Annotated in this window: 16 protein-coding genes; 8 read left to right on the top strand and 8 right to left on the bottom strand. The window is 73.3% G+C overall.

Features of this window, described 5'->3' with window-relative positions; translation table 11 throughout:
- Window positions 1-105 precede the first annotated feature (105 nt).
- A complete protein-coding gene (locus tag C6N75_RS25630; RefSeq protein WP_105871254.1) occupies window positions 106-876 on the top strand; it encodes a TIGR04222 domain-containing membrane protein in 771 nt (256 codons plus the stop codon).
- 272 nt (window positions 877-1,148) lie between these two features.
- Here the strand turns inward: C6N75_RS25630 and hemQ are convergent, their stop codons facing one another.
- On the bottom strand, window positions 1,149-1,862 hold the full coding sequence (gene hemQ / locus C6N75_RS25625) for a hydrogen peroxide-dependent heme synthase (protein WP_105871253.1): 714 nt from the start codon (window positions 1,860-1,862) through the stop codon (window positions 1,149-1,151).
- A gap of 4 nt (window positions 1,863-1,866) precedes the next feature.
- Window positions 1,867-3,336, bottom strand: a complete 1,470-nt coding sequence (hemG, locus tag C6N75_RS25620; RefSeq protein WP_105871252.1) for a protoporphyrinogen oxidase — start codon at window positions 3,334-3,336, stop codon at window positions 1,867-1,869.
- Between the two features lie 48 nt (window positions 3,337-3,384).
- Here hemG and C6N75_RS25615 point away from each other — a divergent pair, with 48 nt between their 5' ends.
- Window positions 3,385-4,779, top strand: a complete 1,395-nt coding sequence (locus tag C6N75_RS25615; RefSeq protein ID WP_105871251.1) for an FAD-dependent oxidoreductase — start codon at window positions 3,385-3,387, stop codon at window positions 4,777-4,779.
- A 67-nt stretch (window positions 4,780-4,846) separates the two neighbouring features.
- On the opposite strand, the gene hemE is transcribed toward C6N75_RS25615, so the two are convergent.
- Entirely contained in the window at window positions 4,847-5,926 is a 1,080-nt protein-coding gene (hemE, locus tag C6N75_RS25610; protein ID WP_105871250.1) for a uroporphyrinogen decarboxylase, read from the bottom strand.
- Between the two features lie 91 nt (window positions 5,927-6,017).
- Between hemE and C6N75_RS25605 the strand changes: the two genes are divergently transcribed.
- From C6N75_RS25605 to C6N75_RS25575, 5 genes are all read left to right on the top strand, one after another.
- Window positions 6,018-6,719 (top strand): DUF3000 domain-containing protein, encoded by a 702-nt coding sequence (locus C6N75_RS25605; protein ID WP_105871249.1) that lies wholly within the window; start codon window positions 6,018-6,020, stop codon window positions 6,717-6,719.
- A gap of 262 nt (window positions 6,720-6,981) precedes the next feature.
- Window positions 6,982-7,644 (top strand): response regulator transcription factor, encoded by a 663-nt coding sequence (locus tag C6N75_RS25600; protein WP_105871248.1) that lies wholly within the window; start codon window positions 6,982-6,984, stop codon window positions 7,642-7,644.
- A gap of 79 nt (window positions 7,645-7,723) precedes the next feature.
- Window positions 7,724-9,022 (top strand): ribonuclease D, encoded by a 1,299-nt coding sequence (locus tag C6N75_RS25595; protein WP_105871247.1) that lies wholly within the window; start codon window positions 7,724-7,726, stop codon window positions 9,020-9,022.
- A 192-nt stretch (window positions 9,023-9,214) separates the two neighbouring features.
- On the top strand, window positions 9,215-10,435 hold the full coding sequence (locus C6N75_RS31160; RefSeq protein ID WP_219852916.1) for a thiolase family protein: 1,221 nt from the start codon (window positions 9,215-9,217) through the stop codon (window positions 10,433-10,435).
- A complete protein-coding gene (locus C6N75_RS25575) occupies window positions 10,432-12,561 on the top strand; it encodes a 3-hydroxyacyl-CoA dehydrogenase NAD-binding domain-containing protein (protein WP_105871243.1) in 2,130 nt (709 codons plus the stop codon). The genes C6N75_RS31160 and C6N75_RS25575 overlap by 4 nt, the downstream gene beginning before the upstream one ends.
- Window positions 12,562-12,632: 71 nt before the next feature.
- On the opposite strand, the gene recQ is transcribed toward C6N75_RS25575, so the two are convergent.
- On the bottom strand, window positions 12,633-14,669 hold the full coding sequence (gene recQ, locus C6N75_RS25570) for a DNA helicase RecQ (protein WP_407703275.1): 2,037 nt from the start codon (window positions 14,667-14,669) through the stop codon (window positions 12,633-12,635).
- A gap of 70 nt (window positions 14,670-14,739) precedes the next feature.
- Here recQ and C6N75_RS25565 point away from each other — a divergent pair, with 70 nt between their 5' ends.
- On the top strand, window positions 14,740-15,117 hold the full coding sequence (locus C6N75_RS25565) for a PIN domain-containing protein (RefSeq protein ID WP_105871242.1): 378 nt from the start codon (window positions 14,740-14,742) through the stop codon (window positions 15,115-15,117).
- Between the two features lie 98 nt (window positions 15,118-15,215).
- Here C6N75_RS25565 and C6N75_RS25560 read toward each other — a convergent pair whose 3' ends face one another.
- From C6N75_RS25560 to C6N75_RS25545, 4 genes are all read right to left on the bottom strand, one after another.
- On the bottom strand, window positions 15,216-16,730 hold the full coding sequence (locus tag C6N75_RS25560) for an amino acid permease (RefSeq protein WP_105871241.1): 1,515 nt from the start codon (window positions 16,728-16,730) through the stop codon (window positions 15,216-15,218).
- 222 nt (window positions 16,731-16,952) lie between these two features.
- Window positions 16,953-18,893: a 1-deoxy-D-xylulose-5-phosphate synthase gene (gene dxs / locus C6N75_RS25555; protein WP_105871240.1), complete on the bottom strand. Its 1,941-nt coding sequence runs from the start codon at window positions 18,891-18,893 to the stop codon at window positions 16,953-16,955.
- Between the two features lie 164 nt (window positions 18,894-19,057).
- The gene (locus C6N75_RS25550) at window positions 19,058-20,389 is read right to left on the bottom strand and encodes a sugar ABC transporter permease (RefSeq protein ID WP_105871239.1); all 1,332 of its coding nucleotides are present in this window, start codon (window positions 20,387-20,389) and stop codon (window positions 19,058-19,060) included.
- Window positions 20,386-21,207 carry an ATP-binding cassette domain-containing protein gene (locus tag C6N75_RS25545; RefSeq protein ID WP_105871255.1) on the bottom strand — a complete coding sequence of 274 codons (822 nt, stop codon included), beginning with the start codon at window positions 21,205-21,207 and terminating at the stop codon, window positions 20,386-20,388. Before C6N75_RS25545 ends, C6N75_RS25550 begins: the two co-directional genes overlap by 4 nt.
- Between the last annotated feature and the right edge of the window lie 25 nt (window positions 21,208-21,232).

Raw genomic sequence — 21,232 nt, 5'->3', positions numbered from 1 at the left:
GCAGGAGAGGGAGCCAGAGCATGCCGGATTTCTACGTCACCGGGCCGCGTCCACATGGTGAATATGCCGTGGCGGTTCCGCGCCCCGGTGACGTAGAAATCCGGCATGCTCTGGCTCCCTCTCCTGCTGGTCACCTGGGCCGCCGCGGCGCTCAGCGTCGCGAAGCTGTGCCTGACCGCCGCCGCCCTCGCCGACCGGCACACGGGCGGCGTCCGGCGCGCCCTGGCCTCCGCCGGACTCACGCTGCACGAGGCGGCGTTCCTGGCCGGCGGCCCGGACCGGGTGGCCGAGCTGACCATGGTCTCGATGCATCGGCGGCAGCGCCTGCTGCTGGCCCGCACCGGCTGGGCGACCGTGGTGCGGCCGGAGGGCGGGGACGAGTGGGAGCGCTCCGTCCTCACCGCGATAGGCCCCGAGGGGCAGTCGCCGATAGCGGCGGTACGGGCCGGGGCGTCGGCGGACCAACCGGTGCGCACCCTGGCCGACAAGCTGGTGTTCAGCGGACTCGCGGTGCCCGACGCCACCCGGGCCGCGGTGCGGTCGGCGGTGCGCGCGGTACGGGGCGCCGCCGCGCTGACCGTGGTGCTGGCCCTGACCGCCGCACTGCTGCTGCCCGCGCAGCACACCCCCGCGGCGCCCGAACTGGCCTGGTTCGGCCTGCCGTTGGTGCTCACCCTGGGCTGCCTGGTGATCGCCCGCTTCGAATGCCGCCCGTACACGGGCTGGGCCTCCCCCGCCGGGCGGCGGATGCTGCGAAGGCTGAGCACCGGCGACCCGCTGGCCGCCGTCGCGGTCGGCGGCGTCGGCGCCCTGGACGACGAGGCGCTGCGGGCCGCGCTCACCTCACCGCACCCGCGCGAGCTCGGCATCCGCTGACGGGCCGCCACCCCGCGCACCCGCCGGCCCGCCTGGTCCTTCACGCTCGTACGACGAAGGGTGCGGCGCGCGTCCTGAGGGACGCGCGCCGCACCCGGAGCGGGACCCGTCACGGCGGTCCGGTGTCGCTGGAGCGGTCGGCGGCCGGGCGGTGGACACGCGGGTGCGCGTCCACCGGCGCCGTCGCCGGCCCTCTGATCTTCCGGACCGCGGGTCTCCCGCGGAAGGGTGACCGCAACCCTGGCGAGGCAGCGGTCCGGTGGTGGGCCCGCTTACGCCAGCCCGGCCACCAGGTCCGCCACCGACTTGCGGCGGCCGGTGTAGAACGGCACCTCCTCGCGGACGTGCATCCGCGCCTCGGAGGCCCGCAGATGGCGCATCAGGTCCACGATCCGGTACAGCTCGTCCGCCTCGAAGGCCAGGATCCACTCGTAGTCGCCGAGCGAGAACGAGGCGACCGTGTTGGCGCGCACGTCCGGGTAGCCGCGGGCCATCTTGCCGTGGTCGGCGAGCATCCGGCGGCGGTCCTCGTCGGGCAGCAGGTACCAGTCGTAGGAGCGCACGAAGGGATAGACGCTGACGTAGTCGCGCGCCTGCTCGTCGGCGAGGAACGCCGGGATGTGCGACTTGTTGAACTCGGCCGGGCGGTGCAGCGCCATGTTCGACCAGACCGGCTCCAGCGCGCGCCCGAGCCGCGTGCGGCGGAAGAGGCTGTACGCGTCCTGGAGGGCGTCGCTGGTCTCGGCGTGCCACCAGATCATCAGGTCGGCGTCGGCGCGCAGACCGGAGAGGTCGTAGGTGCCGCGGACGGTGACGTCCTTCTCGGCGAGCTGGTCGAACAGCTCCTGGACCTCGTCGGCGTAGCCGGCGCGGTCGGCGGGCAGCACGTCGCGCAGCTTGAAGACGGACCACAGCGTGTAGCGGATGACCTCGTTGAGGTCCTTCGCCTTCTTGCCGGCGTTCGGGATCTTTTCGGGCGCACTCATGGCTCTATTCTCGCCCCCCGCCCGCGGTGCCGTACGCCAGGGTCGCCGCGGCGAGGATCTCGTCCGCGGCGCGGTGCGCGCTCGCCACACAGGCGGGGATGCCGACCCCGTCGTACGCCGCGCCGCAGACCGCCAGGCCGGGCAGTCCGGCCACCGCGGCGCGGATCCGCTCCACCCGCCGCAGATGCCCCACCGGGTACTGCGGCAGGCCGCCGGTCCAGCGGGTGACGACCGAGGCGACCGGGGCCGCGGCCAGCCCGGTGGCGGCGGCCAGGTCGGTGCGGGAGGCGGCGACCAGTTCGGCGTCCTCGCGGTGCAGGTGCTCCTCCTCGGCGTGCCGCCCCACCGAGGTGCGCAGGAGGAACAGGTCGTCCGAACCCTCGTCGGTCCAGCGCCACTTGCGGGAGGAGAAGGTGGACGCCTTGATGGTGCGGCCGTCCACCGGCGGGACCAGGAAGCCGGAGCCGGCCGGCAGCACCGCCTCCGCGTCCGCGCGCCGGTAGGCGAGGGTGACCAGGGCCATCGACGCGTACTCCACAGCGGCCAGTTCGGCGGAGGCGGCCGGAGCGAGGCGGGCCAGCAGTTCGGAGGCCGACCAGGCGGGCGCGGCCAGCACCACGGACTCGGCCTCGATCAGCTCGGCGCCGCTGCGCACCCGCCAGCCGCTTGCCGTGCGGGTCAGCTCGTGCACGGGGGCGTCCAGCCGGATCTCGCCCCCGAGCGCGGTGACCGCGTCGGCGACCGCGCCGGGCAGGGCGCCGATCCCGCCGGCGATGCCCATGAAGGCGGGGCCGCTCGCGCCGGCGGCGGCGCGCTGCACCGCCCTTACCGCCTCGGTCAGGCTGGGGTGCCGGCGGGCCTCCTCGTACAGCTTGGGCACGGCCGCGCGCAGCGAGATGCGGTAGGCGTCCCCCGCGTAGACCCCGCCGAGCAGCGGCTCGACGAGCCGGTCCACCACCTCGCGGCCCAACCGGGCGGCCACCAGCTCGCCGACGGCGACGTCGTCGCCGATCCGGTCCGGGTCGAGCGGCGGCAGATCGCCCTCCGCCGCGATCCGGGCGGTGCCCTCGGCCGACAGCAGCCCGGTGAGCGCGGCCGCGTCCCCGGGCACGCCCATCACGTGGCCCTTGGGCATCGGCCGCAGCGCGTCCCGGGTCCAGACGGCGGCGGTCGCGGTGGCCGGCGGCTGGAGCCGGTCGGCGAGGCCGACCGCGCGGGCCAGCTCCACCGCCTCCGGCCGGCGGGCCAGCATCGACTCCGCGCCCAGGTCGACCGGGGCGCCCGCCAGCTCCCCCGCCTCCAGCTTGCCGCCGAGCCGGGTGGTCGCCTCCAGCAGCGTGACGCGCGCCCCGGCGGCGGCGAGCCGGTGGGCGGCCGCCAGTCCCGCGATGCCGCCGCCGATGACGACGGTGCGCCCGCCGCCGTGCCCCCTGCCGGGAGTCCGCGCCGTCTGCGCGCCGTTGATGCCGTTCATGCCGCCACTCTCTCAGACGGCCGCGCCCGGCCGCGTAGCGTGTCGGCCATGGCATCCAAGGGACGCGAACGACTGGTGGTCATCGGCGGGGACGCGGCGGGCATGGCGGCCGCGTCGCAGGCCAGACGGCTGAAGGGCCCGGACGAACTGGAGATCACCGCCTTCGAGCGGGGCCACTTCACCTCGTACTCCGCCTGCGGCATCCCCTACTGGGTCGGCGGCGAGGTGGACGGCCCGGACGCGCTGATCGCCCGCACCGCCGAGCAGCACCGCGAGCGCGGCATCGACCTGCGGCTGCGGACTGAGGTGACGGAGCTGGACGTGGACGGCTGCCGGGTCCGCACCCGGCAGGTGGACACCGGCGAGGAGGCGTGGACCGGCTACGACAAGCTGGTCGTCGCCACCGGGGCGCGCCCGGTGCGGCCGCCGCTGCCCGGGATCGACGCGCCGGGGGTCCACGGGGTGCAGACACTGGACGACGGGCAGGCGCTGCTGGACGGCCTGGAGCGGCTGGAGGGCGACCACGGGCGGCGGGCGGTGGTCGTCGGCGCCGGTTACATCGGCGTCGAGATGGCCGAGGCGATGCTGCGGCGCGGCTACCGGGTGACCGTGCTCAACCGGGGCGAGCAGCCGATGTCCACGCTCGACCCGGACATGGGCGGGCTGGTGCGCCGGGCGATGGACGGCATGGGCATCGAGACGGTCGCCGGCGCGGACGTCACCAGGATCCTCACCGGTGAGGACGGCGGGGTGCGGGCGGTGGCCACGGACGACGCCGAGTACCCGGCGGACGTGGTGGTCCTCGGCATGGGCGTGGCCCCGGAGACCGCTCTGGCGCGGGACGCCGGGCTGCCGCTCGGCGGGTACGGGGGGCTGCTCACCGATCTGTCGATGCGGGTGCGCGGCCAGGAGAACGTGTGGGCCGGCGGGGACTGCGTGGAGGTGCTGGACCTGGTCTCCGGCCGGGAGCGGCACCTGCCGCTGGGCACCCACGCCAACAAGCACGGCCAGATCATCGGGGCCAACGTCGGCGGCGGCTACGCGGTCTTCCCCGGCGCGGTCGGCACCGCCGTCAGCAAGGTCTGCGACCTGGAGATCGCCCGCACCGGGCTGCGGGAGAGGGACGCCCGAGCCGTGGGCCTCCAGTACGTCACCGCCACCGTCGAGTCGACCAGCCGGGCCGGCTACTACCCGGGCGCGGCCCCGATGACGGTGAAGATGCTCGCCGAGCGCCGCACCGGCCGCCTCCTCGGCTGCCAGATCGTCGGCCGGGAGGGCGCGGCCAAGCGGGTCGACATCGCGGCGGTGGCGCTGACCGCGGGGATGAGCGTGGAGCAGGTCACCACCCTGGACCTGGGGTACGCCCCGCCCTTCTCGCCGGTCTGGGACCCGGTGCAGGTCGCGGCCCGCAAGGCGGTGACCAAGGTGCGGGATGCGGGATAGCCGGGCGCACGCGAGAAGGGGGCCGGCGCCCTGTCCGGGCGCCGGCCCCCTTCTCCCGCTCGTGCGCTCAGCCGCGCGCGGCGGTCCTCTCGTGGACGTACTCCACCAGGCGGGTCAGCGCGCCCGGGTCGGTGGCGGGCAGCACGCCGTGGCCCAGGTTGAAGACGTGGCCCTCCAGGCCGGACGCGGCGGCCAGCACCTCGTCGGTCTTGGCCTCGACCGCCTCCGGGGTGGAGAACAGCACGGCCGGGTCGAGGTTGCCCTGGAGCGCCTTGCCGGGGCCGACCCGGCGGGCGGCCTCGTCCATCGGCACCCGCCAGTCGACGCCGACGACGTCCGCGCCGGCCTCGCCCATCAGGCCCAGTAGCTCGCCGGTGCCGACGCCGAAGTGGATGCGCGGGACGCCGTAGCCGGCGACCGCCTCGAACACCTTCGCCGAGGCCGGCATCACCGAGCGGCGGTAGTCGGCCGGGGACAGCGCGCCGACCCAGGAGTCGAAGAGCTGCACCGCCGAGGCGCCGGCCTCGATCTGCACCTTCAGGAAGGCGGCGGTGATGCCGGCGAGGCGGTCCAGCAGGTCGGCCCAGAGCTGCGGGTCGCCGTACATCAGGGCCTTGGTGTGCTCGTGGTTGCGCGACGGGCCGCCCTCGACCAGGTAGCTGGCGAGGGTGAACGGGGCGCCGGCGAAGCCGATCAGCGGGGTGGCGCCCAGCTCGCCGGTGAGCATCCCGATCGCCTCGGTGACGTAGTGCACGTCGTCCGGGGTCAGCTCGCGCAGCCGCTCCAGGTCGGCCCGGGTGCGGATCGGCTCGGCCACCACCGGGCCGACGCCCGGCTTGATGTCGAGGTCGACGCCGATGGCCTTCAGCGGCACCACGATGTCGCTGAAGTAGATCGCCGCGTCGACCTGGTGGCGGCGCACCGGCTGAAGGGTGATCTCGGTGACCAGCTCGGGCCGCATGCAGGACTCCAACATGGGGATGCCCTCGCGCACCTTCAGGTACTCCGGCAGCGAACGCCCCGCCTGCCGCATGAACCACACCGGCGTGTGCGGGACGGGCTCCCGCCGGCACGCCCGGAGGAACGCGGAGTCGTAGGTCTGCGGGGGCGGGGTCTGCTGGCCCGAGGGGCGTCCGTTGGCACTCACGCACGGAATCTTCGCATGCGTGGGCAACCGGCTCGCGTGGCGCGGGTGTCCCTGCCGGTGTGCGGCGCTCCTTCCGCCTACCCTTCCCGGCATGGCTGCGGCGCAGGGACAGTTCTCCGAACACTCAGGGCACTCCGAGGCGGGGGGCGGCGGAGCCGCCGACTCCGGGCGGGAGGAGTCCGCCCCGTCGGCGCCGCCGGCCTTCCGGCGCGCGGTGGACGGGCTGACGTCGGTGCGGATGCGGCCGGAGATCGAGCTGGACACCGCCCCGGCGCCCAAGCGGCTCGCGCCGTACGCGTACGCCCTGGAGGCGGCGGTCGTCGCGGAGGACGAGGACCTGGCCGACGGCCGGCTCGTCCTGCTCCACGACCCGTCCGGGCACGAGGCGTGGCAGGGCGCCTTCCGTCTGGTGACGCTCGTCCGCGCCGAGCTGGAGCCGGAGATGGCGGCCGACCCGCTGCTGCCGGAGGTGTGCTGGACGTGGCTGACCGGGGCGCTGGAGGCCCGGGGCCTGCCCTACGACGAGGCGTCCGGGACGGTGACGCGGGCGGGCTCCTTCTACTTCGGCGGGCTCGCGGACCGGCGGCCGGCCACCCAGATCGAGATCCGGGCGTCCTGGACGCCGCGCGAGGGCCGCGGCGGGGTGCCGGACACGGCGGCGCACCTGGCCGCCTGGTGCGACCTGCTGTGCCAGGTGGCGGGGCTTCCGCCGGCCGTCCCGGCGCAGCCGGACGGCCCCGGCGCCGCCGGCGTCGTCTCCCTCCCCCAGCGCCGCGGTCCGCGCCGGCCGTAGCGCGGCGTCCGCCCGCCTCGCAGGGGCCCGCCGTCCGACTCGTCGGGCGGCGGGCCCCTGCGATCGTCGTACCGGTCGCCGCGCCTCGCGCAGGACCCCGCCGTCCGGTCAGGTGTCCTAGTCGCCGCGATTGCCACTCACTAGATCGTGATCTTTCCCTAAAGGCGGAGGCTCGGGCTGCCGAAGAGGTTTGTGACCCATCACACACGGTTCGCCCGGCTTTTCCCCGAGCCGGTGTCCCACACCTTCCCCTGGAGGTTTGGTGTCCGTTCTCCTCGAGCAGCCCGCAAGCCTGACCGCCTACCGGCCCAACAAGCCCACGGCCATGGTGGTCGTGGCCGATCCCCGAGTCCGCTCCACCGTCACCCGCCACCTCTGGGCGCTCGGCGTCCGGGACGTCATCGAGGCGTCGTCGATCGCGGAGGCCCGCCCGCGCATCGCCAGCCCGCGTGACATCTGCGTGGCCGACGTCCACCTGCCCGACGGTTCCGGGCTGACCCTGCTGTCCGAGACCCGCGCGGCGGGCTGGCCCAACGGCCTGGCGCTGTCGGCCGCGGACGACATCGGCGCCGTGCGCAACGCCCTGGCGGGCGGCGTCAAGGGCTACGTCGTCACCGGCACGCGTACGAACATCGGGCACCCGACGCGGCACGGCGCCGCGCCGATCGGCGCCGCGGCCGCGCGGCTGCACCGCCGCCCCCCGGGCGCCCCGAGCCACCCGGGCGGCTACCGGGAGCTGTCCGGCCGCGAGGTCGAGGTGCTGCGGCTGGTGGCCGAAGGCCAGTCGAACAAGGCCATCGGCGTCTCGATGGGCCTGTCCGCGCTGACCGTCAAGAGCCACCTGGCGAGAATCGCTCGCAAGCTCGGCACGGGCGACCGGGCCGGGATGGTCGCGGTGGCGCTGCGCACCGGGATCATCCACTGACCGGATACCGCGCCTTCGGAAGCCCGTCGACGGAACGTTCCGGCGACGGGCTTCCGCCGTTCACGGATATTGTTGACAGGTGACGGACGCCCGAGAGACCGCAGCCGAGACCGTACTGCGCACCGCCGGGGGCGGCCCTCCGGACGACGCGGCGGCAGGCGTCGCGGTCGGCGGAGCGCCCATCCCGCTGCTGGAGCCCCGTGAGGGAATCCCGCCGGTGGTGGCCGACGAGCATGCCCTGGCCGAGGTGGTCGCCGCCTTCGCGGCGGGCCGCGGGCCGGTGGCGGTGGACGCCGAGCGGGCGTCCGGATACCGCTACGGGCAGCGGGCCTATCTGGTGCAGTTGCGGCGCGAGGGCGCGGGCACCGCGCTGATCGATCCGGTGGGCTGCCCGGACCTGACCGCGCTGGGCGAGGTGCTCGGCGACGCCGAATGGATCCTGCACGCGGCCACCCAGGACCTGCCGTGCCTGCGGGACATAGGCATGGTGCCGACGACGCTGTTCGACACCGAGCTGGCCGGGCGGCTGGCCGGTTTCCCGCGGGTCGGGCTCGGCGCGATGGTGGAGAGCGTGCTCGGCTACGCGCTGGAGAAGGGGCACTCGGCGGTGGACTGGTCCACCCGCCCGCTGCCCGAGCCGTGGCTGCGCTACGCCGCGCTCGACGTCGAGCTGCTGCGCGACCTGCGCGACGCCCTGGAGGAGGAGCTGGACGGGCAGGGGAAGCTGGAGTGGGCGCGGCAGGAGTTCGCCGCGATCGCCGCCGCTCCCCCGGCCCCGCCCCGCAAGGACCCCTGGCGGCGTACGTCCGGGATGCACCGGGTGCGCCGGCGCCGCCAGATGGCGGTGGTGCGGGAGATGTGGACGCTGCGGGACAGGATCGCGCAGCGCCGGGACGTCTCGCCGGGCAAGGTGCTGGGGGACGCGGCGATCGTGGAGGCGGCCCTGGCGCTGCCGGTGGACGTGGCCGCGCTCTCCGCGCTGAACGGCTTCGGGCAGCGGCAGGGGCGGCGTCAGTTGGAGCAGTGGCAGGGCGCGGTGGACCGGGCCCGGGCGCTGCCGGAGGACCGGCTGCCGGCGCAGGGCCAGGTGGTGACCGGTCCGCCGCCGCCGCGGGCGTGGGCCGACAAGGACCCGGCGGCGGCGGCGCGGCTGAGCGCCGCCCGGGCGGCGGTGACCGCCCTGGCGGAGGCGCTGAACCTGCCGCCGGAGAACCTGATCACCCCGGACACGGTGCGCCGGGTGTGCTGGGAGCCGCCGGCCGAGCCGACCGCGGACGCGGTGGCCGCCGCGCTGGCCGGGCACGGGGCGCGGCCCTGGCAGGTGGAGCAGGTGACTCCGGTGCTGGTGGGCGCGCTGACGGCGGTGGAGAAGAGCTGAGTGACGGGTGCTGACGCCCCCCTTCGGTACGGAGGGGGGCGTCGTCGTGTCCGGGGTGACGGGGTGTGACGTTCACCGCTGTCGGCGGGGGGACTGGGCAGTGTGGTTACCCGTAAGTAGCATGGAGACCGAGCGCGCGCTTAGCCGTGTGCGCCGCAGCAGTGCCATCCCGCACCCTGGAGGAGAGCCATCGTGCCTCGTACCGTCAGGGACGTCGTCTTCGTCGACGGCGTCCGCACCCCGTTCGGCAAGGCGGGCCCGAAGGGCGTCTACCACGAGACCCGTGCCGACGACCTCGTCGTGAAGGCCATCCGGGAGCTGCTGCGCCGCAACCCGGACCTGGACCCCGCCAAGATCGACGAGGTGGCCATCGCGGCGACCACGCAGATCGGCGACCAGGGCCTGACCATCGGCCGGACCGCGGGCATCCTGGCGGGCCTGCCGCAGTCGGTGCCGGGGTACTCCATCGACCGGATGTGCGCCGGCGCGATGACCGCGGTGACCGCGACGGCCGGCTCCATCGCCTTCGGCGCGTACGACGCGGTGATCGCCGGCGGTGTCGAGCACATGGGCCGCCACCCGATGGGCGAGGGCGTCGACCCCAACCCGCGCTTCGTCAGCGAGAAGCTGGTCGACGAGTCCGCCCTGTTCATGGGCATGACGGCGGAGAACCTGCACGACCGCTACCCGCACATCACCAAGCAGCGGGCCGACGAGTACGCGGTGCGCAGCCAGGAGAAGGCGGCCAAGGCGTACGCGGACGGCAAGATCCAGGCCGACCTGGTGCCGGTCTCGGTGCGCCGCACCAACGCCGAGGCCGGTGAGACCGGCTGGGGCCTGGTCACGGCGGACGAGCCGATGCGCCCGGGCACCACGCTGGAGAACCTCGCCGGGCTGAAGACCCCGTTCCGGGTCCACGGCCACGTCACCGCGGGCAACGCGGCCGGCCTCAACGACGGCGCGACCGCCTCGCTGGTGGCCTCCGAGGACTTCGCCCGCGAGCACGGGCTGCCGGTCAAGATGCGGCTGGTGTCCTTCGCGTACGCCGGTGTGGAGCCGGAGGTCATGGGCTACGGCCCGATCCCGGCCACCGAGAAGGCGCTCGCCAAGGCGGGCCTGTCGATCGGCGACATCGGGCTGTTCGAGATCAACGAGGCGTTCGCCGTGCAGGTGCTCGCCTTCCTGGACCACTACGGCATCGCCGACGACGACGCCCGGGTCAACCAGTACGGCGGCGCGATCGCCTTCGGCCACCCGCTGGCCTCCTCCGGTGTCCGGCTGATGACCCAGTTGGCCCGGCAGTTCGAGGAGCAGCCGCAGGTCCGCTACGGCATCACCACCATGTGCGTCGGCTTCGGCATGGGCGCGACCGTGATCTGGGAGAACCCGCACTTCGAGGGGGAGAAGGCATGAGCAGCACCGCAGAGCTTCTGAAGGGTGCGGCCGAGCTGTTCCCGGACGAGGTCGTCACCACCGCCCACGTACGCCACTTCGACCTGCCCGCCGGGGCCGGCCGCTTCGCGCTGATCACGCTGGACAACGGGCACGACCACACCAAGCCGACCACCTTCGGCCCGCAGTCGCTGGCCAACCTCAACGCCGCGATCGACCAGGTGGAGAAGGAGGCGGCGGACGGCTCGGTCGTCGGCGTCGGGATCACCGGCAAGCCGTTCATCTTCGCCGTCGGCGCGGACCTCAAGGGCGTGGAGCTGCTGAAGCGCCACGAGGACGCGCTGGCCATCGGCAAGGGCGGCCACGAGGTCTTCAAGCGGCTGTCCGCGCTGGCGGTGCCGACGTTCGCCTACTACAACGGCGCGGCGATGGGCGGCGGCGTCGAGGTCGGCCTGCACTGCACCTACCGCACCGTCTCGAAGTCGCTGCCGGCGTTCTCGCTGCCCGAGGTCTTCCTCGGCCTGGTGCCGGGCTGGGGCGGCTGCGCGCTGCTGCCGAACCTGATCGGCGCGGACCGCGCGGTCTCGGTGATCATCGAGAACTCGCTCAACCAGAACAAGCAGCTCACGGGCGCCCAGGTGCACGAGCTGGGCATCGCCGACGCGATCTTCGAAGGCGCGGACTTCCTGGAGCAGTCGCTGCACTGGACCGCGGCCGTGCTCAAGGGCGAGATCGCCGTCGAGCGCGCCGGGATCGACCGCGGCGAGGGCTGGGACCAGGCGGTGGCCCGGGGCCGGTCCATCGCCGACTCCAAGGTGCACGGCGCGGCCCCGGCCGCGTACCGGGCGCTGGAGATCATCGCAGCGGCCAAGGACGGCGACGTCCAGAAGGGCTTCGACGCCGAGGACGCCGCGCTGGCCGACCTCATCATGGGCGGCGAGCTGCGCAGCGGGATCTACGCCTTCAACCTGGTGCAGAAGCGCGGCAAGCGCCCGGCCGGCGCGCCGGACAAGTCGCTGGCCCGCCCGGTCACCAAGGTCGGCGTGGTCGGCGCGGGCCTGATGGCCTCGCAGCTCGCGCTGCTGTTCCTGCGCCGCCTGGAGGTGCCGGTCGTGCTGACCGACATCGACCAGGAGCGGATCGACAAGGGCGTGGGCTACGTCCACGGCGAGATCGAGAAGCTGCTCGGCAAGGGCCGGATCAACCAGGACAAGGCGAACCGGCTCAAGGGCCTGGTCTCCGGCGTGCTGGACAAGGCCGCCGGCTTCGCGGACGCGGACTTCGTCATCGAGGCCGTGTTCGAGGAGATGAGCGTCAAGCAGAAGGTGTTCGCCGAGGTCGAGGCGGTCGCCCCGGCGCACGCGATCCTCGCCACCAACACCTCCTCGCTGTCGGTGTCGGAGATGGCGTCGAAGCTGAAGCACCCCGAGCGGGTCGTCGGCTTCCACTTCTTCAACCCGGTCGCCATCCTCCCGCTGCTGGAGATCGTCCGCGGCGAGCAGACCGACGACGCGGCGCTGGCCACCGCGTTCGGCGTGGCCAAGAAGCTGAAGAAGACCGCGGTGCTGGTCAAGGACGCCCCAGCGTTCGTGGTCAACCGCATCCTGACCCGCTTCATGGGCGAGATCCAGAACGTGATCGACGAGGGCACCCCGGTCGCCACCGCCGAGAAGGCCGTGGAGCCGCTGGGCCTGCCGATGTCGCCGCTGGTGCTGCTGGAGCTGGTCGGCCCGGCCATCGGCCTGCACGTCTCGGAGACGCTGAACCGCTCCTTCCCGGAGCGCTTCACCGTCTCGCCGAACCTCAAGGCGGTCGTCGAGGCCGGCAAGCGCGGCTTCTACGTCTACGACTCCGGCAGGCCGGAGCTGGACCCGGAGGTCGCCGCGCTGCTCAAGCAGGGCGACGCCGTGCTGACCGAGGACCAGGTGCGGGCCCGCGTCCTGGACGCGGTCGCGCAGGAGATCGGCCTGATGCTGGACGAGGGCGTGGTCGCCGAGGCGCAGGACATCGACCTGTGCCTGATCACCGGCGCCGGCTGGCCCTTCCACCTGGGCGGCATCACGCCGTACCTGGACCGCGAGGGCGTCTCGGAGCGGGTGAACGGCAAGCCGTTCCTGGCCCCGGGCGTCGCCAGCGTCCCCGCGTAGGGGATGCGCACAGGCGGGCCGTACGGGAGAGGTGACCTCTCCCGTACGGCCCGCTTCCGGCGTGCGCCCGGTCAGCCGGCCGGCTCCTCCTCGGCCAGGGTGTCCAGGATGGACTGGCCGTACTTGGCGAGCTTGTTCTCGCCGACGCCGCCGACGCCGCCCAGCTCGGCGAGCGAGCCGGGGCGGGTGGTGGCGATCTCGCGGAGCGTGGCGTCGTGGAAGACGACGTACGCCGGGACGCCCTGCTCCTTGGCGGTGGCGGCCCGCCAGGCGCGCAGCCGCTCGAAGAGCCCTGCGGCCTCCGGCGGCAGGTCGGCGGCGGGGGCCGCCCTGCGGGAACCGCCGCCGGACTTCGCGGCCGCCCTGGCCGGGCGCTCCGGCTCGCTGCGCAGCGGCACCTCGCGGCCGCCGCCGAGCACCTCGCCGGACGCTTCGGTCAGCACCAGGGTGCCGTAGTCGCCCTCGACGGAGAGCAGGCCCTGGGCCAGGAGCTGGCGGACCACGCCGCGCCACTGGGCCTCGCGCAGCTCGGTGCCGATGCCGAAGACGGAGAGCGCGTCGTGGTCGAATTGGATGACCTTGGCGGTCTTCTTGCCGAGCAGGATGTCGATGATCTGCCCGGCGCCGAACTTCTGGTTCCGCTCGCGCTTGAGCCGCACGATGGTGGACAGCAGCTTCTGCGCGGCGACGGTGCCGTCCCAGGACTCGGCCGGGGTCAGGCAGGTGTCGCAGTTGCCGCAGGGGCCGGACTCCTGGCCGAAGTAGGCCAGCAGCCGCACCCGGCGGCACTGCACGGTCTCGCAGAGCGCCAGCATGGCGTCCAGGTGGGCGGTGAGGCGGCGGCGGTGCTCGGCGTCGCCCTCGCTGCCGTCGATCATCTTGCGCTGCTGGACGACGTCCTGGAGGCCGTAGGCGAGCCAGGCGGTGGACGGCAGTCCGTCGCGGCCGGCGCGGCCGGTCTCCTGGTAGTAGCCCTCCACGGACTTGGGCAGGTCCAGGTGGGCGACGAAGCGCACGTCCGGCTTGTCGATGCCCATGCCGAAGGCGATGGTGGCGACCACCACCAGGCCGTCCTCGCGCAGGAAGCGGGACTGGTTGGCGGCGCGGACGCGGGCGTCCAGGCCGGCGTGGTACGGGACGGCGTCGATGCCGCTGTCCACCAGGAACTGCGCGGTCTTCTCCACCGAGGCGCGGGAGAGGCAGTAGACGATCCCGGCGTCCCCGGCGTGCTCGCCGCGCAGCAGGTCCAGGAGCTGCTTCCTGGGCTCGTTCTTCGGGGCGATGCGGTACTGGATGTTCGGCCGGTCGAAGCTGGCCACGAAGTGGCGGGCCTCGTCCAGCTTCAGCCGGCCGGCGATCTCCCGGTGGGTGGCGGGCGTGGCGGTCGCGGTCAGCGCGATCCGGGGCACCTCGGGCCAGCGCTCGTGCAACTGCGACAGCCGCAGGTAGTCCGGGCGGAAGTCGTGGCCCCACTGCGCCACACAGTGCGCCTCGTCGATGGCGAACAGCGAGATCGTGCCGCGGTCGAGCAGGTCGAGGGTGGACTCGACGCGCAGCCGCTCCGGCGCGAGGTAGAGCAGGTCCAGCTCGCCGGCCGCGAACTCGGCCTCCACCAGGCGGCGTTCGTCCAGATCCTGGGTGGAGTTGAGGAAGTTGGCGCGGACGCCGAGGGCGCGCAGGGCGTCCACCTGGTCCTGCATGAGGGCGATCAGCGGGGAGATGACCACGCCGGTGCCGCGGCGGACCAGGGCCGGGATCTGGTAGCAGAGCGACTTGCCGCCGCCGGTGGGCATCAGCACCAGCGCGTCGCCGCCGCCCACCACGTGCTCGATGATCTCGCCCTGCTCGCCGCGGAAGGCGTCGTAGCCGAAGATCCGGGCGAGCACGTCGAGCGGCTTCTCGCCGGTGCTGTCGCGCACCCGCTCCGGCCGCGGGGACGCCGTGCGGTGCGGGTCCTCCAGGAAGGGGCCGTCCTCCTCGGGCGGCGGCATGTCGTCGTACGCCGGGTCGTAGGGCGGCTCGTCGAACGCGCCGTGGCTGTCGTCCGGGAAGTACGCGCCGCCGCCGGGGAGGTCGGCCGTTCCGTGGTGCTGGCCCGCTGTGGTCATTGGACGATTCTACGGAGAGACCACCCGTACGGGCCAAAACCGGCCAGGTGACCCCTGGCACCCTGGTGCCATGACCGAAGACGCACGAGCGGTGCTGATCGTGGACGGGGCCAATGTGGTGGGCTCGGTGCCGGACGGCTGGTGGCGGGACCGGCACGGGGCGGCTGAGCGGCTGCGCGACAGGCTGGTCCCGCTGGCCGGGAGCGGCGCGGCCGGGCTGCCCGGACCGCTGGAGGTGGTCCTGGTGGTGGAGGGCCGGGCCCGGGACGTGGCGGCCGTCCCCGGCGTCCGGGTGGAGGCCGCGTCCGGCAGCGGGGACGACCTCATCGTGGAGCTGGCCGCGCGGGCGGCGGGCCGCCGGTGCGTCGTGGTCACCGCCGACCGCGAGCTGCGCCGGCGGGTGGAGGCGCACGGCGCGCAGTGCGCGGGGCCGCGGACGGTGCGGTAGCGGCGGGGCGGCGCCGTACGGGGCCGGGCCCCGGCCGCCTGAGTGGCGGGCGGGGCCCGGTGGGCGTCGGGGCCGGCGGGAGGTCGGCCGGCGGCCGGTCAGGTGCCCTCGACGGTCCGCGACTCGCGGCCCAGGCGGCTGTGGGAGCGCCCGTAGGCGAAGTAGACGACGACGCCGATGGCCATCCAGACGGCGAAGCGGAACCAGGTCTCGCCGGGCAGGTTGAGCATCAGCCAGAACGACGCGGCGACCGAGACGATCGGCAGGACCGGCACCCAGGGGGTGCGGAAGGCGCGGTGCAGGTCGGGGCGGGTGCGGCGGAGCACGATGACGCCGAGGGCGACCACCACGAAGGCGAACAGGGTGCCGATGTTCACCAGGGTGGCCAGCTCGTTGATGCTGGTGAAGCCCGCCACCACGGCGATGACCACGCCGAGCAGGATGGTGGGCCGGTAGGGGGTCTGGAACTTCGGGTGCGTCTTGGAGAAGAAGCGGGGCAGCAGGCCGTCGCGGCTCATCGCGAAGAACACCCGGGTCTGGCCGAGGAAGAGGATCAGGCAGACGGTGGTGAGGCCGACGGCCGCGCCGAAGCTGATGATGCCGGCGTACACCGGGTGGCCGACGGACTTGAAGGCGTCGGCGAGCGGGGCGCTGACGGACAGATCCTGGTAGTTCTGCATGCCGGTGACGACCAGTGAGACCGCCACGTACAGCACGGTGCAGATGAGCAGCGAGCCGAGGATGCCGCGGGGCATGTCGCGCTGCGGGAGCTTGGTCTCCTCGGCGGCCGTGGCGACCACGTCGAAGCCGATGAAGGCGAAGAACACCACGGAGGCGGCGGTGAAGATGCCCATGACGCCGAAGTTGGTGGGCTCGTAGCCGAAGATCGTCTGGACCAGCGGGGCGTCCCAGCCGGAGCTGCCGCCCTCGGGGGTGACGGCCTCGGGGATGAACGGCGAGTAGTTGGAGCCGACGATGAAGAACAGCCCGGCGATGATGACGATCATGACGACGGTGACCTTGATCGCCACGACCACGGAGGTGATCCGGGCGGACAGCTTCATGCCGACGACCAGGACGGCGGTGATGACCAGGATCAGCAGGAAGGCGAGGAGGTCGAAGGTGCCGCCGGCCACGTCGGGGCCCTGCATCCACGCCGGCAGGTTCCAGCCGATGTTGTCCAGGAGCGAGCGGACGTACCCCGACCAGCCGACGGCCACCACCGCCGTGCCGAGCGCGAACTCCAGGACGAGGTCCCAGCCGATGATCCAGGCGGGCAGTTCGCCGATGGAGGCGTAGGAGAAGGTGTACGCGGAGCCGGCCACCGGCACGGTGGAGGCGAACTCGGCGTAGCACAGGGCGGCGAGGGCGCAGACGATGCCGGCCGCGACGAAGGCGAGGGCGGTGGCCGGTCCGGCGTTCTCCTTGGCGACCTTGCCGGTCAGCACGAAGATGCCGGTGCCGATGATGACGCCGACGCCGAAGACGGTGAGGTCCCAGGCGGAGAGGGACTTGCGGAGCGCGTGCTCCGGTTCCTCGGTGTCGCGGATGGACTGCTCGATGCTCTTGGTCCGGAATACTCCGGAGCCTCGTGGTTGCTGCGCGGTACTCACCGGCGTACCTCCGTCGCCATCGGCTCTTCCGACCCATGATTGGGAGGAAGGACAAGTCGCCGCTTGCCCAGCGGGGGGCGGTTCACACGAAAGGACCGATCGGGTGCCCTCACGGTACTCCGGGCGGTCCAACGGGGCCACGGGGCGGACGGGGCGCGGGCGGGGCGCATGGCGAAGGGGCCCGCCGGACGGCGGGCCCCTTCGGCCGGGTGCGGTTGACGGTCAGTCGCGTCGCACGGAGGCGATCTCGGCGTCCGGGGCGCTTCCGGCGGCGCTCTCGTCGGCCAGGCCGTCCAGGGTGGAGACCAGGCCGGTGACCTGGCGGGCGATGTCCGGGGCGGTCAGCCCGATCTCGGCCATGACCTCGCCGCGCGAGGCGTGGTCGAGGAAGCGCTGCGGGATGCCGAAGTCGCGCAGCGGCAGGTCCACGCCGGCGTCCCGCAGGGCCTGGGCGATCGCGGAGCCCACGCCGCCGACGCGGCCGTTGTCCTCGACGGTGACGACCACCCGGTGGCCGGCGGCCAGCGGGGGCAGCGCCGCGTCGACGGGCTTGACCCAGCGGGGGTCGACCACGGTGGTGGTGATGCCCTGGGCCTGGAGCAGCTCGGCGATCTCCAGGCACATCGGCGCGAGCGCGCCGACCGAGACCAGGAGCACGTCGGGCGTGTCGGTGCCGGGCTCGCGCAGCACGTCCATGCCGCCGACCGTGCCGACGGCCTCCACGGCGGGGCCGACGGCGCCCTTGCTGTAGCGGACGACGGTGGGCGCGTCCTTGACGGCGACGGCCTCGCGCAGCTGCGCGCGGACCTGGTCGGCGTCGCGCGGGGCGGCGATCCTGAGGCCGGGGACGACCTGGAGGATGGACAGGTCCCACATGCCGTTGTGGGAGGCGCCGTCGGTGCCGGTGACGCCGGCCCGGTCCAGGACGAAGGTGACGCCGCACTTGTGCAGCGCCACGTCCATCAGGACCTGGTCGAAGGCGCGGTTGAGGAAGGTGGCGTAGACGGCGAAGACCGGGTGCAGGCCGGCGGTGGCGAGGCCGGCGGCGGAGACCGCGCCGTGCTGCTCGGCGATGCCGACGTCGAAGACCCGGTCGGGGAAGTGCTTGGCGAACTTGTCCAGGCCGACCGGCTGGAGCATGGCGGCGGTGATGGCGACGACGTCCTCGCGCTCGCGGCCCAGCTCGACCATCTCGTCGGCGAAGACGGAGGTCCAGTCGGCGCCGGAGGAGGAGATGGGCAGTCCGGTGTCGGGGTGGATCTTGCCGACGGCGTGGAAGCGGTCGGCCTCGTCCTGGAGGGCGGGCTGGTAGCCGCGGCCCTTCTCGGTGAGGCAGTGCACGATGACCGGGCCGCCGAACCGCTTGGCGCGGACCAGGGCGGACTCCAGGGCCTCGATGTCGTGGCCGTCGATGGGTCCGACGTACTTCAGGCCCAGGTCCTCGAACATGCCCTGGGGGGCGATGAAGTCCTTCAGGCCCTTCTTCGCGCCGTGCAGCGTCTCGTACAGCGGGCGGCCGACGACCGGGGTGCGGTCCAGCAGGTCCTTGGTGCGGGCGAGGAAGCGCTCGTAGCCGTCGGTGGTGCGCAGGGTCGCCAGGTGGTTGGCGAGGCCGCCGATGGTGGGCGCGTAGGAGCGCTCGTTGTCGTTGACGACGATGACCAGCGGGCGGTCCTTGGCCTCGGCGATGTTGTTGAGCGCCTCCCAGGCCATGCCGCCGGTGAGGGCGCCGTCGCCGATGACGGCGACCACGTGGTCGTCGCGGCGCAGGATCTGGTTGGCCTTGGCGAGGCCGTCGGCCCAGCCGAGCACCGTGGAGGCGTGGCTGTTCTCGATGACGTCGTGCTCGGACTCGGCGCGCGCCGGGTAGCCGGACAGGCCGCCCTTCATCTTCAGCTTGGAGAAGTCCTGGCGGCCGGTGAGCAGCTTGTGGACGTAGGACTGGTGGCCGGTGTCCCAGAGGATCCTGTCCTTGGGCGATTCGAAGACCCGGTGCAGGGCGATGGTCAGCTCGACCACTCCCAGGTTGGGACCGAGGTGGCCGCCGGTCTTGGAGACGGCGTCCACCAGGAAGGTCCGGATCTCCGCGGCCAACTGCTCCAGCATCTCCGGGGAGAGCCGGTCGAGATCGCGCGGGCCCGTGATACGGGTCAGCAGAGCCACCCGTGCCTCCTTGCGTGTTGAGCTGGTCGAGCTGCCGATTTGGTCGAGTCTAATGTTCCGCTCCCGGAAACGGTGATGGGGCCACGGGGTGCGCATCAGTCCGATGGCCCAGACGCAGGAGTGCCCGGCACCGGTTGACCGGTGCCGGGCACGAGGTGTGCGTACTACGCGCGACCTGCGGTTTTCTGGGTGCGGCGGGAGACGGAGTCGATGACCACGGCGGCCAGCAGGACCGCGCCGGTGATCATGTACTGAATCTCACTCGCCATGCCGAGCAGGTTGAGCCCCTGCTGGATCGACTGGATGACGATCATGCCGAGGAGCGCGGACCAGACCTTGCCCCGGCCGCCGAAGAGGCTGGTGCCGCCGATCACGGCGGCGGCGATGACCAGCATCAGGGTGTTGCCGGAGCCGAGGTTCTTGGTGGCGCCGCCGGAGAGGCTGGCCACGAAGAGCCCGCCGAAGGCGGCGAGCATGCCGGACAGGCCGAAGACGACGATGCGGACGCGGTCGACGTTGATGCCGGCGCGGCGGGCCGCCTCGGCGCTGCCGCCGACGGCGAAGACCTGGCGGCCGAAGGTGGTGCGGCGGGCGACGAAGTCGGCGACGACCAGCACGGCGAGGAACAGCACCAGGGCCAGCGGCAGGCCGCGCGCGCCCTCGGGCTCGTTGAGCACGTAGGCGACGACGAAGCAGAAGACGGCGACCACGGCGGTGCGCAGCACGATCTCGCTGACGGGGCGGGAGGGCAGGGCGGCGGCCTTGCGGCGCCTGGCGTCCAGCAGCAGCGAGGCGGCGTAGCCGAGGACGGCGACCAGGGCGAGGCCGTAGGCGGCGGCCTTGTCCTCGAAGTAGTAGCCGGTGAGGTTCTCGACGATGCCGCCGCTGGGGGTGTTGATGGAGCCCTCGGAGCCGAGCATCCAGATCTGAAGGCCGCTCCAGCCGAGGAAGCCGGCCAGGGTGACGACGAAGGCGGGCACGCCGATCTTGGCGAAGAACACGCCGTGCAGCAGGCCGAGCGCCAGGCCGGAGAGCAGGGCGATGGCGACGGCGAGCCAGTCGTTCATGCCGTTGCTGACGTTGAGCACGGCCCAGACGGCCGCGCCGACGCCGGCGACCGAGCCGACCGAGAGGTCGATCTCGCCGAGGATCAGCACGAAGACGATGCCGACGGCCATGATGCCGAGGCCGGCGCTGTAGACGGCGATGTTGGCGACCGAGCTGGCCGAGAGGAATTTGTCGTTCTGCATCTGGAACACGATCGCGATGACGATCAGGCCGATGAAGACCGGCAGGGAGCCCAGCTCGCCGCCGCGGACCTTGCGGGTGAACTCGGTCCAGTAGCCCTTCAGCCCCTCCTCGCGCACCAGCAGGCGGGGGTCGACGGCCGGGATCGGCGCGGCGGACGCCTCGGGCGCGGGGGCGGCCGGCGCCGTCGCGGTGCCGGGGCCGTCGGCGGGGGTGCCGGGTTCGGGGGTCTTGGTGAGGTCGCTCACTTCGCGTCCTCCTTCGTGACGGTCGCGCTCGCGCCGGCGGTGGTGGCGGTACGGGCCTGGCGGCGGGTGACGGCGTTGTCCGTGGCGCCCGTGATGGCGGCGATGATCGTTTCGTGCGAGGTGTCCCGCACGGGGAAGACGCCGTTGTTTCGGCCCAGGCGCAGGACGGCGACCTTGTCGGCGACGGCGCGCACGTCGGCCATGTTGTGGCTGATGAGGATGACGCCGTGGCCGCGCTCGCGCAGCCGCTCCACGAGGTCGAGCACCTGTGCGGTCTGCTCGACGCCGAGGGCGGCGGTGGGCTCGTCCAGGATGACGACCTTGGGGTCGCCGATCAGGGCGCGGGCGATGGCGACGACCTGGCGCTGGCCGCCGGAGAGCGAGGCGACCGGGATGCGGACGCTGGGGATGCGGATGGACAGGGTGTCCAGCAGCTCCTTGGCGCGCTTCTCCATGGCGATCTCGTCCAGCACGGAGGCGGTCTTGATCTCGCTGCCGAGGAAGAGGTTGGCGACGACGTCGAGGTTGTCGCACAGCGCGAGGTCCTGGTAGACGGTGGCGACGCCGAGGGCCTGGGCGTCGTTGGGGCGGTTGATGCGGACCGCCCGGCCCTCCCACTCGATGGCGCCGTCGTCGATGGGGTGGACCCCGGCGATGGTCTTGACGAGCGTCGACTTGCCGGCGCCGTTGTCGCCGACGAGGGCGACCACCTCACCGGCGTGGATCTCCAGGTCTACGTCGGTGAGCGCCTGGACGGCGCCGAACCGCTTGGAGACTCCGCGCAACGCCAGCACGGGCGTAGCGGACACGTGAATCATCTCCTTCGCCGCCTGACCGGCGGGG

This window comes from Streptomyces solincola (genome assembly GCF_002982015.1).
GTDB classification, from domain to species: Bacteria; Actinomycetota; Actinomycetes; order Streptomycetales; family Streptomycetaceae; genus Streptomyces; species Streptomyces solincola.
The sequence above is the reverse complement of the archived record's forward strand: the minus strand, read 5'-3'. Positions and strand labels throughout refer to the sequence as shown.

Excerpts from the sequence above, each read along its gene's own strand:
- C6N75_RS25605 (WP_105871249.1), top strand. The coding sequence starts at position 6,018 with ATGGCTGCGGCGCAGGGACAGTTCTCCGAACACTCAGGGCACTCCGAG.
- C6N75_RS25615 (WP_105871251.1), top strand. The coding sequence starts at position 3,385 with ATGGCATCCAAGGGACGCGAACGACTGGTGGTCATCGGCGGGGACGCG.
- C6N75_RS25545 (WP_105871255.1), bottom strand. The coding sequence starts at position 21,207 with ATGATTCACGTGTCCGCTACGCCCGTGCTGGCGTTGCGCGGAGTCTCC.
- hemQ (WP_105871253.1), bottom strand. The coding sequence starts at position 1,862 with ATGAGTGCGCCCGAAAAGATCCCGAACGCCGGCAAGAAGGCGAAGGAC.
- recQ (WP_407703275.1), bottom strand. The coding sequence starts at position 14,669 with ATGACCACAGCGGGCCAGCACCACGGAACGGCCGACCTCCCCGGCGGC.
- C6N75_RS25565 (WP_105871242.1), top strand. The coding sequence starts at position 14,740 with ATGACCGAAGACGCACGAGCGGTGCTGATCGTGGACGGGGCCAATGTG.
- C6N75_RS25630 (WP_105871254.1), top strand. The coding sequence starts at position 106 with ATGCTCTGGCTCCCTCTCCTGCTGGTCACCTGGGCCGCCGCGGCGCTC.
- hemG (WP_105871252.1), bottom strand. The coding sequence starts at position 3,336 with ATGAACGGCATCAACGGCGCGCAGACGGCGCGGACTCCCGGCAGGGGG.
- C6N75_RS25575 (WP_105871243.1), top strand. The coding sequence starts at position 10,432 with ATGAGCAGCACCGCAGAGCTTCTGAAGGGTGCGGCCGAGCTGTTCCCG.